Origin of the sequence: Rahnella perminowiae (assembly GCF_019049755.1) — a bacterium.
Taxonomy (GTDB): Bacteria; Pseudomonadota; Gammaproteobacteria; order Enterobacterales; family Enterobacteriaceae; genus Rahnella; species Rahnella perminowiae.
The window spans coordinates 1-16,111 of the sequence record NZ_JAFMOS010000535.1 but is presented as its reverse complement, the minus strand read 5'-3'; the positions used below and the strand labels follow the sequence as shown (position 1 = coordinate 16,111).

Annotated in this window: 17 protein-coding genes and 1 tRNA gene; 9 read left to right on the top strand and 9 right to left on the bottom strand. The window is 52.0% G+C overall.

Features of this window, described 5'->3' with window-relative positions; all coding sequences use genetic code 11:
* Window positions 1–9: 9 nt before the first annotated feature.
* Window positions 10–471 (bottom strand): methylglyoxal synthase, encoded by a 462-nt coding sequence (locus J1785_RS12550; RefSeq protein ID WP_129952530.1) that lies wholly within the window; start codon window positions 469–471, stop codon window positions 10–12.
* A gap of 119 nt (window positions 472–590) precedes the next feature.
* On the bottom strand, window positions 591–1,250 hold the full coding sequence (locus tag J1785_RS12545; protein WP_129952531.1) for a DUF2057 family protein: 660 nt from the start codon (window positions 1,248–1,250) through the stop codon (window positions 591–593).
* A gap of 189 nt (window positions 1,251–1,439) precedes the next feature.
* Between J1785_RS12545 and J1785_RS12540 the strand changes: the two genes are divergently transcribed.
* Window positions 1,440–1,853, top strand: a complete 414-nt coding sequence (locus tag J1785_RS12540) for a CoA-binding protein (RefSeq protein ID WP_129952532.1) — start codon at window positions 1,440–1,442, stop codon at window positions 1,851–1,853.
* Window positions 1,854–1,935: 82 nt separating this feature from the next.
* Here J1785_RS12540 and hspQ read toward each other — a convergent pair whose 3' ends face one another.
* Window positions 1,936–2,253 carry a heat shock protein HspQ gene (gene hspQ, locus J1785_RS12535; protein WP_129952533.1) on the bottom strand — a complete coding sequence of 106 codons (318 nt, stop codon included), beginning with the start codon at window positions 2,251–2,253 and terminating at the stop codon, window positions 1,936–1,938.
* Window positions 2,254–2,379: 126 nt separating this feature from the next.
* A complete protein-coding gene (gene rlmI / locus J1785_RS12530) occupies window positions 2,380–3,573 on the bottom strand; it encodes a 23S rRNA (cytosine(1962)-C(5))-methyltransferase RlmI (RefSeq protein WP_129952534.1) in 1,194 nt (397 codons plus the stop codon).
* A gap of 98 nt (window positions 3,574–3,671) precedes the next feature.
* Here rlmI and yccX point away from each other — a divergent pair, with 98 nt between their 5' ends.
* Window positions 3,672–3,950 carry an acylphosphatase gene (yccX, locus tag J1785_RS12525; RefSeq protein WP_013574886.1) on the top strand — a complete coding sequence of 93 codons (279 nt, stop codon included), beginning with the start codon at window positions 3,672–3,674 and terminating at the stop codon, window positions 3,948–3,950.
* 6 nt (window positions 3,951–3,956) lie between these two features.
* Here yccX and tusE read toward each other — a convergent pair whose 3' ends face one another.
* Entirely contained in the window at window positions 3,957–4,286 is a 330-nt protein-coding gene (tusE, locus tag J1785_RS12520) for a sulfurtransferase TusE (RefSeq protein ID WP_129952536.1), read from the bottom strand.
* 105 nt (window positions 4,287–4,391) lie between these two features.
* The gene (gene yccA, locus J1785_RS12515) at window positions 4,392–5,054 is read right to left on the bottom strand and encodes an FtsH protease modulator YccA (RefSeq protein WP_217139143.1); all 663 of its coding nucleotides are present in this window, start codon (window positions 5,052–5,054) and stop codon (window positions 4,392–4,394) included.
* Window positions 5,055–5,323: 269 nt separating this feature from the next.
* On the opposite strand from yccA, the gene J1785_RS12510 reads away from it, so the two are divergent.
* Window positions 5,324–5,411 (top strand) — tRNA-Ser (locus J1785_RS12510).
* A gap of 83 nt (window positions 5,412–5,494) precedes the next feature.
* Here J1785_RS12510 and J1785_RS12505 read toward each other — a convergent pair.
* Window positions 5,495–6,412, bottom strand: a complete 918-nt coding sequence (locus tag J1785_RS12505) for an AraC family transcriptional regulator (protein WP_217219504.1) — start codon at window positions 6,410–6,412, stop codon at window positions 5,495–5,497.
* Window positions 6,413–6,548: 136 nt separating this feature from the next.
* On the opposite strand from J1785_RS12505, the gene J1785_RS12500 reads away from it, so the two are divergent.
* The 5 genes from J1785_RS12500 to J1785_RS12480 all read left to right on the top strand — a co-directional run bounded on the left by J1785_RS12500 (window position 6,549) and on the right by J1785_RS12480 (window position 13,486).
* Window positions 6,549–7,445: an SDR family oxidoreductase gene (locus J1785_RS12500; protein ID WP_217219503.1), complete on the top strand. Its 897-nt coding sequence runs from the start codon at window positions 6,549–6,551 to the stop codon at window positions 7,443–7,445.
* 197 nt (window positions 7,446–7,642) lie between these two features.
* Window positions 7,643–8,731 (top strand): ABC transporter substrate-binding protein, encoded by a 1,089-nt coding sequence (locus J1785_RS12495; protein WP_129952539.1) that lies wholly within the window; start codon window positions 7,643–7,645, stop codon window positions 8,729–8,731.
* An 87-nt stretch (window positions 8,732–8,818) separates the two neighbouring features.
* Window positions 8,819–10,588, top strand: coding sequence for an ABC transporter permease (locus J1785_RS12490; RefSeq protein ID WP_129952540.1), 1,770 nt, complete (start codon window positions 8,819–8,821; stop codon window positions 10,586–10,588).
* Complete coding sequence (locus tag J1785_RS12485; RefSeq protein WP_217139108.1) at window positions 10,581–11,648, top strand: ABC transporter ATP-binding protein; 1,068 nt, start codon at window positions 10,581–10,583, stop codon at window positions 11,646–11,648. Before J1785_RS12490 ends, J1785_RS12485 begins: the two co-directional genes overlap by 8 nt.
* Window positions 11,649–11,860: 212 nt before the next feature.
* Window positions 11,861–13,486 carry a methyl-accepting chemotaxis protein gene (locus J1785_RS12480; protein ID WP_217219502.1) on the top strand — a complete coding sequence of 542 codons (1,626 nt, stop codon included), beginning with the start codon at window positions 11,861–11,863 and terminating at the stop codon, window positions 13,484–13,486.
* Window positions 13,487–13,493: 7 nt separating this feature from the next.
* Here J1785_RS12480 and J1785_RS12475 read toward each other — a convergent pair whose 3' ends face one another.
* Window positions 13,494–14,093, bottom strand: a complete 600-nt coding sequence (locus J1785_RS12475) for a cupin (protein ID WP_217219501.1) — start codon at window positions 14,091–14,093, stop codon at window positions 13,494–13,496.
* A gap of 241 nt (window positions 14,094–14,334) precedes the next feature.
* On the opposite strand from J1785_RS12475, the gene osmE reads away from it, so the two are divergent.
* On the top strand, window positions 14,335–14,667 hold the full coding sequence (gene osmE / locus J1785_RS12470; RefSeq protein WP_129952544.1) for an osmotically-inducible lipoprotein OsmE: 333 nt from the start codon (window positions 14,335–14,337) through the stop codon (window positions 14,665–14,667).
* 54 nt (window positions 14,668–14,721) lie between these two features.
* Here osmE and J1785_RS12465 read toward each other — a convergent pair.
* Window positions 14,722–16,111, bottom strand: a 1,390-nt coding sequence (locus J1785_RS12465) for a glycosyltransferase family 28 protein (protein WP_217219500.1), incomplete at its 5' end; no start/stop codon positions are given.

Genomic DNA, 16,111 nt, shown 5'->3' with positions numbered 1-16,111 from the left:
CCTGAAGCGTTATTCTTTCAGGCGTGACCACAGATAACGCTGATAATCTGGAATAGTGATATCAACTTCAGACCGGAACAGTGGGGACTGGATCAGGAAGTCAGCCGTGGACAGATTGGTTGCCACCGGAATATTCCACACGGTCGCCAGGCGCAGCAGGGCTTTCACATCCGGATCATGCGGAACAGCATTGAGTGGATCCCAGAGGAAAATCAGCATATCAATTTTGCCTTCGGCAATCAGCGCACCTACTTGTTGATCGCCGCCCATCGGGCCGCTCAGCATGCTTTTGACATCAATCCCCGTATTACGCTGAACCAGATTGCCGGTCGTGCCGGTGGCATAGAGAATATGCTGCGAAAGTTCCGCAACGTTTTTATCAACCCATTTCAGCAGGGTGCTTTTGCAGTGGTCATGCGCCACCAGAGCAATATGTTTTTGTTTTGCAATCGTGCGGGTTGTGTATTCCATCTAATTCCCTTCAACGCGAAAGTAAAAGTGGATCACAGAATACTGAAACTCCGTTTTACTGCATAGCTCAGGCGGGATAATTCGGCGTGAAGAAGAGGGAATGCGTGATGCAGATTACGTTATGACGCCCGTTCCTGATTATCCGGTAGTCTTAACCAGAATAACAACCGCTCAAAGCCTGCATTCGCGGCCAGACGTGTCCACAACGGATGAAGATAAACGAGAGAAATTTGAGACGTTGCGTCGGTGGATAACGCCGTTTTTTTCTCTGTAATACCTTTGGCGAAAGAGGGAACTGCTGCACGTGCGCCCGACAAATTGTAGGTTATCATCAATTTTTCAGCGTCTGCGGAATGTCCGGGATTAAACCTATTGAGGATGTCACGTTGCGTGGGTATCTGACGGCCTTGTTCATCAACGAGCTGATAATTCATCTGCTGGCTAAATTGTGCCGTTTCACTGTCGTTGCTCAGTTTTGGCAACACGAAAGAAACGGAACGATTACGTTTAGCATTGAAAGTGACGATAAGCGCAGGCGAATGGTAGGTTACCGGCACCTGTTGAGCGACGGAACTGACATTTTTGCTGACCTGAAACAGAATCTGATGCTGACCGCCATCCAGTTCCAGGCTGTCCGCGCCTTTAAGGATTGCGCCTGACATCTGTTTGCCATCAATCACCAGAACATCCACATCAGGGGATAATTTAAGGGAGGTCGCCGAAGCTGACACCATCAGGCTGAGACTCGCTAATGCGACCAGCGCATGACAGATTTTCATTCTTCTCTCCTCAGACACAACGTTGTTCACTCTCTATTATTCAGGAATGACGATTGTGTGTCAAAGTTTTACAAAATGTTTTAATTTCCCTCTGAGATGATCCTGCTCGCGTTTCTTTTTCTCGCCGGGGCTGTCGGAATGGTCAGGCTGCGTTACACTTAATGCAGACAGGCCAAAGGAGATAAACCCATGCAAGACAACGATATTCGCAAGATTCTTGAAGAAGTGAAAACCATCGCGCTCGTGGGTGCCAGTGATAATCCCGGACGTCCAAGCTACGGCGTCATGGCATATTTGCTTTCTCAGGGCTTTGAGGTGATCCCGGTCAGCCCGAAACTGGCAGGGCAGGCGCTGCTGGGTCAGAAAGCTTATGGTTCGCTGGCAGAAATCCCTCATCCGGTAGATATGGTGGATGTGTTCCGTAATGCTGATGCTGCTTATGGCGTCGCGCAGGAAGCGATCGCGATTAAAGCGAAAGTGTTGTGGTTGCAGCTGGGCGTCATTAATGAACAGGCCGCTGTGCTGGCAAAAGAAGCCGGGCTGAAAGTGGTCATGGATCGTTGTCCTAAAATTGAGCTCCCGCGTCTGGGCATGGAAAAGTGACCTTCTGTGGATCCTGCCTGTAAAAAAACCGGCTACTGGCGCCGGTTTTTATTTTTCATTTCGTCAGGAGAAGGCCAACGTTTTAGTTACGCAGACGCGGGGCCTGTAACTGGTGGCGGATTGACGCCGCCAGCTCATCCAGCGAGGCTTGTTCCGGATGGGAGCGGGCTATTTCATGATCGATCTGAATTTCAGCCAGATAGGTATGAACCGGCTGGCCTTCTTCATCTTCCATGACAACATGGTACCAGGGAGCGGTACGCATTGATTCATTAGCAGCAACCTCATCAACTTCAGGCTTATCGAGCGAATATTCGGCATCAACATCAATGACCACGCCCAGATAACCTAACAGCCTGTGCCGGACCTGTTGTCCGATACCGTATTTACTGGCAATCATAGTGACCTCCCAAAATAATTCATTAATCCCTATATGGAGATAAAACGGGCTATTTCAAGTTTTGACCACGTAATCTGCTTAAAATTCGCTGGCATGCCGTCACAACAGCACACCGCGCTTATTTTGTCAGTTTATTACCAGACAGGCGAACCCTTTCAGATATAGCCCTTCAGGGTAAGCGCCAGTAACCGGATGGTCGGCTGCCTGACGGAACTGCTCGACGAACTGGATCTCACGACCGGCGTCCAGCGCAGCATCAGCCAGAATTTTCTGGAATAAATCTGTTGGCAATAAACCTGAACAGGAGAAACTCAGCAGAATACCGCCCGGACGCAGCAGTTGCAGCGCCAGCATATTAATATCTTTGTAACCGCGACAGGCGCTGGCCAGCTGGTTTTTGTTCTCAACGAATTTTGGCGGATCCATCACGATCATGTCGAACTGCTGGCCTTCGGTGCGGTATTTGCGCAGCAACTGGAACACATCTTCGCGCACGAACTCTGCTTTCGACAGATCCAGTTTGTTCAGTTCAACGTTCTGACGGGCCACATCGAGCGCCGCCTGAGAGGTATCCACGTTGGTGACTTTGGTACAGCCGCCCATCAGCGCAGACACCGCAAAAGCGCCGGTGTAAGAGAAGCAGTTCAGAACGTTACGACCGGCGGCATAATTGCGTGCGGCAAGACGGCTGTCACGCTGGTCAAGATAGAAGCCTGTTTTGTGGCCTTCTTTAATATCCACCAGCAGGCTCATACCGTGCTCCTGAATCGGCAGCAGGGCAGGAGGCTCTTCGCCCAATACATGTCCCTGAGCCAGTTCCAGACCTTCTTTTTTACGCACGGCGACGTCGGAACGATCCCAGATAGCGCATTGCGGATAGCAATGTTGCAGTGCAGCAATCAGCGGGGCACGCTGATATTCTGCACCGGCTGACAGCAATTGCAGCACAAGAAAATTCTGGAAACGGTCGATAGTGATGCCGGGCAGGCCATCGGATTCGCCGGCAATCAGGCGGTATCCGTCCAGTCCGTCACGTTGTGCAATATAATCGCGCCAGCGCTGTGCCTGCTGTAAACGGTGGATGAAGAACTCAATATCAATGTCTTCATCTTGTTTGAATGTCCAGACGCGCGCACGGATCTGCGAGGACGGCGAATAGGCGCCACGCGCCAGCCATTTTCCCTGACTGTCTACAATATCTATAGTCTCGCCGGAATGGGCTTTACCTTCGATGCGCGAAACAGCGCCGGAAAACACCCACGGGTGGCGACGAAGAAGTGATTTTTCACGGCCTTTGGCCAGCATTAAACGTGCAGTCATAAAATTAGGTTCTGTCAGTTCGGAGACAAAAAAGAGCGACATTGTCCGGTCATGCAGGTCAAATTGCAACGAACCATACCGCTAACGGAGAGAATATTATGGCAACAGTCAGTATAGCCGCCTATGTATACGGCATGGTGCAGGGCGTCGGTTTTCGTTTTGCGACTCAACACCAGGCCACGGGTTTAGGTCTTACCGGTTACGCAAAAAATCTTGAGGATGGCAGCGTCGAAGTGGTGGCATGCGGGGAACAGGAGAAAGTGGATCAGCTTTTAGCCTGGCTGAAGCAGGGCGGACCGAAACATGCACGCGTTGATCGCGTGCTTAGCGAGCCGACCGCGCCTGGCAATTACAGCGATTTTAAAATCAAATACTGAAATTTTTCACAGGCACTTCACCGGTTTTGGCAGGCCCGCAATTTTCGTAGCCTGTTTGGCCGGACCTTTGGGGAACAGCCGGAACAGATAGCGGCTGTTGCCTTTTTCTTCGCCGTATTTTTGCGCCATTGCTTTTACCAGCATGCGCACGGCAGGAGACGTGTTGAATTCGAGGTAAAATTCGCGCACAAACCGCACCACTTCCCAGTGAGCATCAGTCAGAACTATCCCCTCTTCTTCCGCCAGCAGTGGCGCCATACCTTCCTGCCACTCATGACTGTTTTTCAGGTAACCCTGAGCGTCGGTTTCAATAACCTGACCTTCAAACTCCAGCATATAACCTCAGCCTGTAAAAATGCGGCGGCCAGTTTAACAAAAACACCGGTCAGACAAAATAAAAAGCCCCGCACCCGGCGGGGCTTCCCTTCACAACAGGCATTATCAGTTACGCGATGACATGCCCAGAATGCTTAACAGGCTGACAAATATGTTGTACAGCGAGACATACAGGCTGACGGTCGCACGAATATAGTTGGTTTCGCCACCCTGAATAATATTGCTGGTTTCCCATAAAATTGCCCCTGCGGAGAACAAAATAAACAGGCAGCTGATCGCCAGCGACAGCGCCGGAATTTGCAGGAACAGGTTAGCGATTACCGCCACCAGCAGCACCACAAAACCCGCCATCATCATACCGGACAGGAACGACATGTCTTTGCGCGTGGTCAGCACGTAGGCTGAACAGCAGAAGAACACCAGGGCAGTGCCGCCCAGGGCCAGCATAATAATGTCACCGGCACCGGCTGAAAGCAGCGAGCTCAGTAACGGCCCCAGCGTGTAACCCATAAAGCCGGTCAGTGCGAAGGCAGACAAAATCCCCGCAGGACTGTTAGCCGTGCGGTAGGTCAGGAACATCAGGCCATAGAAGCCAACGATGGTCAGCAGAAAACCGGGAGACGGCAATCTCAGAACCGTACTTGCCGTCGCAGTGATTGCTGAAACGCCGAGGGTCAGTGCTAACAGGAAATAAGTATTACGCAGCACCCGGTGCGTACTTAGCAACGAGCCAGCGCGTGATGACGTAGAGGCAACGATACGATCCATACGGTCCATAATAGAATTCTCACTCTTAACAAAAAGTTGGAGTCGGTGAAAATACAAACAGGTTGCAGTGTAAGGAGTTGCGGTGTGTCATTAAAGACGTTTTACCCTTCTTTACCTGTTCAGCGCGGGCAGGGTGCGGCATCCGGACGTCAAAGTCACCGAAACGATGCTTAAATCGCCGTTTGCGAACCGAATGCCTGTTTTTCAGGCAATCGGACAGCATCAGGCTTTACAAGCGGATCGGCACTGTTTATAGTTCGCTTCGTTGCGGAGGGGTGGCCGAGCGGCTGAAGGCACCGGTCTTGAAAACCGGCGATGGGAAACCATTCGAGAGTTCGAATCTCTCCTCCTCCGCCATAAACAACACAAGAAAGCTGCTAAGTTATTAGTGGCTTTTTTTGTGCCTGAAATTCATGCCTTTTCAATATTTCTGTTTTCAGTCAGCCCGTTTCCCGCTGGCTGTACTGCCGGGGTGAGCATCCCAGCGTACGCTTAAACGCGGTGCTGAAGGCGCTTTCAGATTGGTAACCGAGCGACAGCGCCACCGCGGACACCGGTTCTTTACTGTTCGCCAGCCGGTCTCCGGCCAGTAACATCCGCCAGCGCGTAAGGTATTCCAGCGGCGCGCTGCCTACGGCCAGTTTAAATTTCTGTGAGAACACCGAACGCGACATACCTGCACGTTCCGCCAGCGTCTGCACCGTCCAGCGCTGCGCCGGGTTTTCATGCATGGCATTCAGCGCCCTGGATAACTTCTTATCGGCCAGGGCGGCAAACCAACCGCTGCCTTCACCTTCCGCTGCATTATCCACGTAAATCCGCAACGCCTGCACCAGCATCATATGTGCCATATGCTGAGCGATAAGCAACCCGCCCGGCCGCGGGTCACGCAATTCCTGCATCATCCGTTCAACCGCCCAGCGCAAACTTTCTTTGTCGGATTCTTTCGAGATATGCACTACCGGCGGTAACATCGCCAGCAACGTGGTGGCGTCAGGGCCACTGACCGCAAACCGGCTGCCGGTGAGGAAGAAATCGTGGCCGCCGTTGCAGGAAACGGTCCCGCCATCCTGTGACTGTTGGAAAATATGCCCGGCATCGACCGGCTGAATGTTCAGATCGCTGGCCAGCCGGAACGGGCGGCCGCTGGGTAAGACAAAGCAGTCACCGGCTCTGAGATGCACCGCACCGGGCACCGAATCGACTGCCAGCCAGCACTCGCCGGTAATGATCGCGTTACATTTAATCGACTGATAATGCTCGGGAAATTGCACCGACCAGGCCCCTCCGGCTTCAAAACCTTTGGACATATAACTGCGTGGCTTCAGCAGCGCTAACACATCAGAAAGAGGATCCACCAACCACTCCGGACGATTGCAAAGATAATGCGGACATTAGCGCATAGATCGTCTTTTCTCCAGCGCCTATATTTTGTCACGTAAAACATGCTTATTTTCAGCCACAACTGAATGGCCAATAACAGGGGAATTCGAAATGCGTGTATTCGTGACAGGTGCAACAGGTTTTGTCGGTTCTGCGGTGGTGCAGGAATTGCTGCGCGCCGGTCATCAGGTGCTGGGACTGGCCCGCTCGGATGCGGCAGCACAGGCGCTGACCGACGTGGGGGCGGGTGTGCATCGCGGCAGTATTGAAGATCCGGAAAGTCTTACATCCGGCGCGGAGCAGGCCGATGGCGTGATCCATATGGCGTTTATCCATGATTTCTCCAGGTTTGAGGAGAACTGCGAAAAAGACCGGCAGGCGATTGGCGTCTTAGGTGCTGCGCTGAAGGGAACAAATAAACCGTTGATCGTCACCTCCGGCACCGCGACCGCGCGGGTGAACACAGGACGTCTGGTGACTGAAAACGATTTAGCGGATCCGCACGGGCAAAATTTCCGTGTGGCGTCCGATCTTGCTGTCGCTAAGCTGGCTGAGCAGGGCGTGCGGGTGTCTCTGGTACGTCTCCCGCCGTCGGTGCATGGCGAGGGTGATCATGGCTTTGTACCGCTGATTATTGCGATGGCGAGGGAAAAGGGGGAATCGGCGTATCCCGGTGATGGCGAAAACTGCTGGCCTGCGGTTCACCGTTTTGATGCTGCACGGGTATTTGTACTGGCGCTGGAGAAAGGTGCACAGGATGCCATTTATCACGCCAGCGCAGAAGAAGGCGTGCCATTTCGTGAGATCGCCACAATGATTGGCAAACATCTGAATCTGCCGGTAGTCAGTAAAAATGCGCAAGAGGCCGCTGCACATTTTGGCTGGTTTACCCATTTTGCCTCGCTTAACAATCCGACTTCCAGTCAGATCACCCGCGATGTTCTGGGCTGGAAGCCTGAACATCAGGATTTACTCACGGATATCGATACCGCCGGATATTTTAAATAAACGTCGTTTAGAGACAGCTAAAACAGGTCATTCGGGTGGCCTGTTTTGCGTTTTAGCTGTGGTTTTTATGGTGTTAATTACCTAAAAAACGCCCCGACTCACAAATCGGGAAGATAAAAAAATTACCCCATTGCCTGTCAGATGTTATGCGCTATGTTGATTTTTAGTTTCCCAAATGTAACTAGAGGTTAACAATAATGACCAACAAATTACGATTCTCTCTGATTGCTGCGGCTGTGATGATGTCTTCCTCTGCAATGTCTGCATTACCTCAGGGCTATCCGGCCGACTATCAGAAAATCGTCGATGCGGCGACCAAAGAAGGCAAAGTGGTGGTTTATTCCACCACAGATACCAAAGCGGCCGGTCCGCTGATTCAGGGTTTCGAGGCGACATATCCGGGTATCAAAGTTGAATATAACGACATGAACAGTACCGAACTGTACAACCGTTACATCAGCGAACAGGCAGCGGGCGGCACCAGCGGCGACGTGGTGTGGAGTTCTTCAATGGACACCGCATTGAAACTGGCGACCGACTACGCGCAGGAGTATAAATCCCCCGAACAGGGCCAGCTGCCAAAATGGGCGGTGTGGAAAGACAAAGCCTACGGCACGACATATGAGCCTGTGGTATTTATCTATAACAAACGTCTGATCCCGGCCGGTGATGTTCCTGATTCCCATGCGGCACTGGCAAAACTCATCGCCAGCCAGACCGAAAAATTCAACAAAAAAGTGACTACTTACGACATTGAGAAATCCGGCCTCGGTTTTATGTTGTCCGTGCAGGATTTCAAAGCTGATCCGAATTATTTCAAAACGTTGGCTGATGTGGCCAAAGGCGGCTTAGCGGTGCAGTCTTCTACCGGCACCATGATGGAGCGCGTCTCTTCCGGCGAAAACCTCATCGGCTTTAATATTTTGGGTTCCTACGCCGAAGCCCGTGCTAAAACCGACCCGTCATTGGGGATTTCCTATCCGAAGGATTACACCCTGGTACTTTCCCGCGTTTCCTTCATCAGTCAGGAATCGAAAAACAGCAACGCGGCCAAACTGTGGCTGGATTATGTGCTGTCTGAGAAAGGGCAAAGCATTCTGGCTAATCAGGCTGATATCCCGTCCATCCGTAACGATATCGAAGGCAAAAACGATATTGACGGTATGACCAAAATGCTGGGCAATGCGCTCAAGCCTATCCCGGTGGATGAGACTCTGCTGGAATATTTGCAACAGAAAAAACGCCTCGATTACATCAAACAATGGCGTACCGCTGCTGCCAAGTAGTGACATATCGAAGCGCGGCCTTTTCCGTCGCGCTTCCTTTTCCCTGCCTGATTTCGCTCTCCTTGTTCCTAACCGAAGGGAAGTAACATGAATGCATTGCGCAGAAAGTGGCAAAGCCTGCCGCGCGGCATTGTGGTGTTGATAACGGCGCTGGTTATCTACATTCCGTTGTCGTTTATCGTGATACAGAGTTTCCTCTCCGCGCCGTTCTTTTCACCGTCAAAAGAATGGAGCCTCGAATCCTTTGGATTCATATTTACCGATCCGGACTTTTACAAGGCGCTGAAAAGTGGCTTTATTCTGGCTTTCGGGCTGGTCGTTATCGCAATCCCGCTCGGCGGTATTCTGGCGTTCCTGATGGTGCGTACGGATTTACCGGGCCGACGCGTGATTGAGCCGCTGATCCTGGTGCCAATTTTTGTGTCACCGATGGTATTAGGCTTCGGTTACGTGGTGGCCGCCGGACCGGTCGGGTTTTTCTCGCTGTGGGCCCAGTCGGTGCTCGGGTTTGTGCCATGGAATATCTACGACATGTCGAGCATCGTGGTGATTGCCGGACTGACGCACGTTCCGCACGCCTATCTGTACATCTCCTCGGCACTGCGCAGCGTCGGGTCGGATGTTGAGGAAGCGGCGCGAACCGCAGGTGCCTCGCCGCTACAGGTGATGACCGCTGTCAGCCTGCCGATGGTTCGTCCGTCGATCCTTTACGCCACCGTTTTGCTGTTCTTCCTCGGGCTGGAAGTTTTTGGCCTGATGCTGGTGCTGGGCGATCCGGAAGGCAACATGGTGCTGGCAACCTATCTTTATCAGCTGACTAATAAACTTGGTACGCCGTCTTATCATCTGATGGCCGCCGTGGCGGTGGTGCTGATATGTATCACTATTCCGCTGGTGATGTTACAGCGCCGTCTGATGCGTACCGCGAACCGGTTCGTCACGGTGAAAGGTAAAGCCTCGCAGGCGCGTGCCCTGCCGCTCGGCAAATGGCGCTGGGTGGCCGGTGCCGTGGTGGCGTTCTGGCTGACCGTAACCATCGGCGTTCCGCTGATAGGTGTAATACTGCGGGCGTTTATCTCCAACTGGGGCGTCGGGGTTTCCCTCTGGGATGAACTGTCGCTCAATACGTTCCGTACGATCTGGGAACAGCCGAACCTGCTGCGCGCCATCGTCAACTCGATGGCCATCGGCGTCATCGGCGGCGCGCTGGCAGTAGCCTGTTATTTGTTTATCGGTATTGCAATGCACCGTAAACCGGACGGCATCACCCGTTTCCTCGATTACAGCGTGCTGGTGCCGCGTGCGGTGCCGGGGCTGCTGGCCGGTCTGGCATTCTTATGGGTGTTTCTGTTCCTGCCGATGTGGCTGGATAACGCGCTCAAATCCGGCTGGCTTTCCGGCATGCCGTGGTCGCAATGGTTGCGCGATAACCTGGTGGTCTGGCTGCGATCGTTGCGCAGTACCATTTTCAGCGTCTGGCTGGCCTATACCGTGGTGTGGATGGCGTACGGGCTGCGGTTGATTTCCTCAACACTGTTGCAGGTCGGGCCGGAGCTGGAAGAGGCCGCGCGTAGTACCGGTGCAACCCGCGGGCAGATCACCCGCCATGTCACCATTCCGCTGTCACGTTATGGCCTGATTGGTTCCTGGCTGTTGATGTTCCTGATTTTCGAACGCGAATATTCCACCGGGGTGTATCTGCTTTCGCCGGGTACGGAAACCATCGGCTCGATGCTGGTTTCTCTGTGGGCGGCGGGGGCTATTGATATCGTTGCCGCGCTTTCCTTTATTAACATCCTGCTGGTGGTTTTAGGTCTGGGTATTGCCCTTCGTTTCGGAGTGAAATTACATGATTGAATTATCGGTCGACAACCTGCACTTAACTTATGGTGACAATCCGGTGCTGAAGGGCGTTTCCATGGAGCTCAAACGCGGTGAAGTGGTATCGTTGCTCGGGCCTTCAGGCAGTGGCAAAACGACATTACTGCGTGCAGTCGCCGGGCTGGAAAAGCCGGTGAAAGGCACCATCGTCATTGGCAAAAACAAAGTGTACGACGGCACACCGCGCAGCGAAATTCCGGCCGAAGAGCGCAACCTCGGGTTAGTGTTTCAGTCGTACGCACTGTGGCCTCACAAAACCGTGTTTGAGAACGTGGCCTATCCGCTGAAATTACGTAAGGTTTCGGCGGATGAAATCACCCGGCGCGTACAGGATGTGTTGAATCAGCTGGGTCTCGGGCATCTGGGCAAGCGTCATCCGCATCAGCTTTCCGGCGGTCAACAACAACGCGTGGCAATTGGCCGGGCGCTGGTCTACAACCCGCCGGTGATTTTGCTTGATGAGCCGTTGTCGAACCTCGATGCCAAACTGCGTGAGGAGGCGCGGGTATTCCTGCGCGAACTGATCATTAAACTCGGGCTGTCGGCACTGATGGTGACGCATGATCAGAACGAAGCGATGGCGATTTCAGACCGCATTCTTTTGCTCAATAACGGTAAAATAGAGCAGCAGGGTACGCCGCAGGAAATGTACGGTTCGCCAAAAACGCTGTTTACCGCCGAATTTATGGGCAGCAACAATCGCCTGCACGGCAAAATCACCGAAGTGCGTGAGGGTAAAGCGCGTATCGAAGGCAGCGACTGGGTGTTGTGGGGGCTGGCGGGTGAGGGAGTGCAGGCAGGGCAGGAGGGGACAGCGGTGATCCGTGTTGAACGCGTGGTGCTGGCAGACGGGCCGGGCGAGAATCAGCTGGAGCTCCCCCTTCTGACCAGCATGTATCTGGGTGACCGCTGGGAATATCTGTTCCGCACATCTGGCGATGATTTTGTGATCCGTGCTTACGGTACAGATGTGCGCGATCCGCAGCATTGTCATCTGAAGTTACCCGAGCAACATGTCTGGATTTTCCCGAAATAATATCCGTCATATGCCAGGCGGCAGATGCGCTGGCGGCGTTCTGGGACCCGAAACACAGACTTATGTACGTTCATCGGGATCTCCTGACCCGTCGCCTTCCTGCCGCTTTAATTATGTAGGTTACTATGCGAAGTCAGGTCAGTTCATTGAAATATTATTGTCATTTTCCGCGCGTAAAATTCTGCTTCTTCTCTAAATAATGCAGAATAATCATGATTTTAACGTCTCGTTTACTTACTGGTAAAATGCGATTCAACAAGTTGTTTCGATTCGATTTCATCAAACGCCCCCGGGGAATTCTTTTCGGGGTCATTTGCGTTATCACGCTGTTTTCTGCTTTACAAATCTTCTCCACCGTAGTGCTCACCAAAATCCTGCGGGATGCACGTAACAACGTTATTGCCACCGAAAGTCTGCGTCAGCAGCAAGGCGTAATGGATAAAGCCCGCATGGAATTGCTGATGGCCAGTGACAAGCTGAACCGCGCCGGCATTTATTACATGCAGGATAAAGAAACCGGCTCGGTCGGCAGCTGGAACAGCCTGCTGGAAGAGTCGCTGGGTTCGCTTGCCGCGTCACAAAAAGCGTTTGCACAATTCGAAAGCATGACGAAAAACGCCGATACGGCCGCCACCGGGCTGAAAGCCAGCTATCAGATGTTCTACGATGGCTTACGGGAACAGGCTGATGGTCTGCAAAAAAATAGCAATATCGACGTATTCTTTGAAGTGCCTGTCCAGGCCTTTCAGGATGATTTCAGTCAGAAATATTATGCGTATCTGGCAGTTAATGAGCACATTGCGGTGTCACTGAGTGACCGTTTACTCAACGCGCTGACGCAGGCGAAAACGCTGTTTATGGCGGCACTGGCCATTCTGGCAGTAATTGCGGTGCTGGTCTGGCGCGGCGTCTCGGCGTGGATTATCCGTCCGCTGCAACGGATGATTGGTCATATCAGCGTTCTGGCAGCCGGGGATTTATCGCGGGATGTCCCGGCTGACCCGGCGCGGGTGACTGAAATGTGCGAACTGGGCGTCAGCCTGCGAAATATGCAGCGCGGATTGCAAAAACTGGTCAGTGAAGTGCGCGATGCCTCGTCACATATCATGCTCAATATCAATCAGATGGCGAAAGGTAACGAAGAGCTGTCGTCGCAGGCTGCCATTCAGAACGAAGAGCTCAGAGCTGCCACTGAACATATCTCCCATCTCAATGAACGTGTGAAAGAAAACGCCATCCATGTGCATCAGGCCCGTCAGCGTGCTGAGCAGGCAAGAGGCGTGGCGATGCGCGGCGGTGAAGTGATGGGGCAGGTGGATACAGCGATGAACGAAATTGTCAGCCAGTCTTCAGACATGAGCAATATTGTGTCGATTATCGACAGTGTGGCGTTTCAGACTAACATTCTGGCGCTGAATGCGGCCATTGAAGCGGCGCATGCCGGGCAGCACGGGCGCGGATTTGCCGTGGTGGCGAAAGAAATCGGAGTGCTGGCGCAGAAGAGCAGCCATTCGACGCGCGGTATCCATCAGCTGATTGACGATTCCGTGCAGCAAATAGGCCGGGGTTCTGCATCGGTCACAGTGCTGAGCCAGAATCTGGAAGAGATCATTAATATCTTCAATAGCCTCAGCACATTAGTGAATGAGATTTCAGACGCGACGCAATCTCAGGGGCAAAATGTTCATGAGGTCTCGGAGCGTATCACCGTGCTTAACCAGGTGACGCTGCAAAACGGCAAACTGGCGGATCATGCAGCAGCAACTTCCCTGCAGTTACTTGAACAATCGCAGCGGCTGGAAAAAGCCGTGGCACGTTTCGCCCTGACTGCTGCGTGATGTGCGGTCATTTCTGATGCCAGACCAGCATGCTGCCTTCGCTGTGTCCGGTTACCGGATCTGTCGCGGGCAGCGGGACGGCGTTCACCGCTTTGGTGCGCGCCGCCAGTTGCGGCAGTTCGTCGTGGCATAAATCGGCTTTGATACCCGGCGGATACGCGCCGACCAGCATAAAGTTTTCATCGGCGGAAATTTGTTTATGGCCGATACCGGCAGGGAGCAATAACACATCACCGACATTCACCTCAATAATATTACCGTGCTCACCGCCCAGTTGCAGTTTTGCCGTACCGGCATAAACACCCAATACTTCAGGTGTATTGGAATGAAAATGCGTAAAGGTATACACAGGATAACGCCACTGGGGCGGCCAGCCGTTGGCACGGAAGAGGTGTTCAAGATATTCGGCATTATCGGGGATATCAGGCGGAATGACGCGGTGATAAATCAGCACCGGTAACCTGTTATTCGGCACACCGCCGTCGGGTTTGTCGATCAGCAGAGTATCCATGGCAATCTCCCGGGGAGTCGCGAAACCCGTTTGGGCTATCGGCATCAGGGCAATAACACCCAGCAAAGTAACGAACCTGCGTCGATCCAAATGCATCAGGAATGGCTCCTTGTCGCGCATTCAATGGCTTATCTGTTTCATGTATAGATCAAAAAGTCCTGAATATCCTCTTTTGTACTGAGAAAAAATGTCCATCCGGCTGCGCCAAAACAGCCATTTGCCGTTATCAGAAAAAACTTAAAACAGGGTGTAATCAACAAACAGAAGTCATATCCGCTGGCGAAATCCCTTACGTCTTCTATGATTAACAAGACAAAAATACTCAGGAGGAGAAGTTATGAACAAGAAAATGTTACTGGTGGTTGCTACAGCAGTTTCGGTACTGGCAGGGTGTCAGACTTATGACCGTGCAGCGAGTTATGTGAAAGAGCCGGTTGTCAGCGACGTGAAAGTCGGGATGACCAAATCTCAGGTCCGTGCTATTGCAGGGCCACCGTCAACGGAAGCGACGCTGATTCATGCGAAAGGGACATGTCAGACTTATGCGGTCGCGCCGCGTGATGGTAAAGCCCAGACTTATTTCGTCAGCTTTAACGACACCGGTCATGTGATGAACAAAGGCTATCAGTCTTGTTCTGACTACGACAAAGACCCGCAGGCTGGTCAGTAACACAACCTCTGTGCCGCCCCGTGCGGCACAGACTCCCGTCGTGAAAAAGTCGCGTTAAAAGCCCGTCACCATAAATTCCCCAAATTCTTCTTTTAGTTTAGCCTCCGCACCCGTTGAGGGTGAACCGCCGCTGGCCAGTACTGAAAAATATTGCCGGACCTCCTGGAGCAGTGGCATCTCAGAGGCTTGTCCGGGAGATTTTAGTCCAATAAGTTGTGCCAGGCTTGAGGGATTTTGTAAGGTATGGTTCAGTTCTTTTACATTGGCAAATGTATGGGTTGCCCCCTGCTGGAATGAAACTGAAAGGCTATCGTTTGCGTTCTTCACACTCAGCGCCTGGAAAACCAGCTTCAGATACTTACGCGTAGCCCGCAACAAGGGATTCTGGTTCATCAGTTGTTCAACCTGGCGGATATTACTGAAGTCAATGGTTGAAGCATCGTTGAAGAGTAAGTCATAAGCTTGATGAACATAGGTGTTCGGATTACTTATGGCACTGATGAATTCATTCATTGTCTGCGGTGCCTCACGGCTTTTGCTGGCACCGTTTACGAAGCGTTGTAGAGAATCAGAAAGTTGTTCGGTTTGCAGTGTTCTCACCACAAAGGCTTTGATGTCATTATCTTTTGAGATAACGTCCGCATTCTTTTCCTGCTCATTGTGCCCCTCTATCGGCAAGATCAATAACCTGGAACTACAGCCTGCCTTTTTTCTCAGATACGCATATTCACCCACAGTACCCGCGCCTGCGGTGGTTATCCCGTCTGCATCGGCAATATAGGCCAGATGCATGGCATTCAGATTTCCCGTCGCCCCTGCGCCACAAAAAAGAAAGATAAGCTCACGGTAAGCGGGATCCCCTGCCTGCATTCTTTCATTCACACATCTGGCGATAATATTAGTTTTTTTATGGGCATAAACGTAGATGATATTTTGTGCATCTCCGCCGTATTTCATGCCTGAGCCACACATTACTCCCGCGAAGGGTTTACCAGAGTTATTCAACCGGGTATTAATCTGTTCTTTTGAAAGGGCGAACGTCAGCAGTAAGTCAGCAATTTTTATGCGGGCAATATATTTCGGTGTTCCGCTATAAATATTTAAGCGTGTAGTGATATCACACAGACTATGGAGTGTGTTGCACCCGCCTAAATCAATATGGGATATTTTTTCTCCGTATCCACCCAGGACTTTAGACAACAGCGCATATTTTGGTAAAAAATTGAGTTGGGCATCATTGAGATTGAGTAATATTGCATGGTTTTGCTGGTCCAGACAACGTTTCCCGGGGACACCAACAGAGGAGGCGGCTTTTTGTAAATAGGGATCCATATCAGTCAGCAAATAAGTCCGTTCAGCGATAATGGTGTGACCAAATTCTGCTAAAACCCCGGACATCAGATTCTTTGCAGAAATAATGGGTAAGTCGCTTTCTGAGTCGATG

Excerpts from the sequence above, each read along its gene's own strand:
- rlmI (WP_129952534.1), bottom strand. The coding sequence starts at position 3,573 with ATGACTGCACGTTTAATGCTGGCCAAAGGCCGTGAAAAATCACTTCTT.
- J1785_RS12545 (WP_129952531.1), bottom strand. The coding sequence starts at position 1,250 with ATGAAAATCTGTCATGCGCTGGTCGCATTAGCGAGTCTCAGCCTGATG.
- yccA (WP_217139143.1), bottom strand. The coding sequence starts at position 5,054 with ATGGATCGTATCGTTGCCTCTACGTCATCACGCGCTGGCTCGTTGCTA.
- J1785_RS12490 (WP_129952540.1), top strand. The coding sequence starts at position 8,819 with ATGAATGCATTGCGCAGAAAGTGGCAAAGCCTGCCGCGCGGCATTGTG.
- J1785_RS12540 (WP_129952532.1), top strand. The coding sequence starts at position 1,440 with ATGCAAGACAACGATATTCGCAAGATTCTTGAAGAAGTGAAAACCATC.
- J1785_RS12485 (WP_217139108.1), top strand. The coding sequence starts at position 10,581 with ATGATTGAATTATCGGTCGACAACCTGCACTTAACTTATGGTGACAAT.
- J1785_RS12480 (WP_217219502.1), top strand. The coding sequence starts at position 11,861 with ATGATTTTAACGTCTCGTTTACTTACTGGTAAAATGCGATTCAACAAG.
- J1785_RS12475 (WP_217219501.1), bottom strand. The coding sequence starts at position 14,093 with ATGCATTTGGATCGACGCAGGTTCGTTACTTTGCTGGGTGTTATTGCC.
- yccX (WP_013574886.1), top strand. The coding sequence starts at position 3,672 with ATGGCAACAGTCAGTATAGCCGCCTATGTATACGGCATGGTGCAGGGC.
- J1785_RS12495 (WP_129952539.1), top strand. The coding sequence starts at position 7,643 with ATGACCAACAAATTACGATTCTCTCTGATTGCTGCGGCTGTGATGATG.
- J1785_RS12550 (WP_129952530.1), bottom strand. The coding sequence starts at position 471 with ATGGAATACACAACCCGCACGATTGCAAAACAAAAACATATTGCTCTG.
- tusE (WP_129952536.1), bottom strand. The coding sequence starts at position 4,286 with ATGCTGGAGTTTGAAGGTCAGGTTATTGAAACCGACGCTCAGGGTTAC.
- hspQ (WP_129952533.1), bottom strand. The coding sequence starts at position 2,253 with ATGATTGCCAGTAAATACGGTATCGGACAACAGGTCCGGCACAGGCTG.
- J1785_RS12500 (WP_217219503.1), top strand. The coding sequence starts at position 6,549 with ATGCGTGTATTCGTGACAGGTGCAACAGGTTTTGTCGGTTCTGCGGTG.
- osmE (WP_129952544.1), top strand. The coding sequence starts at position 14,335 with ATGAACAAGAAAATGTTACTGGTGGTTGCTACAGCAGTTTCGGTACTG.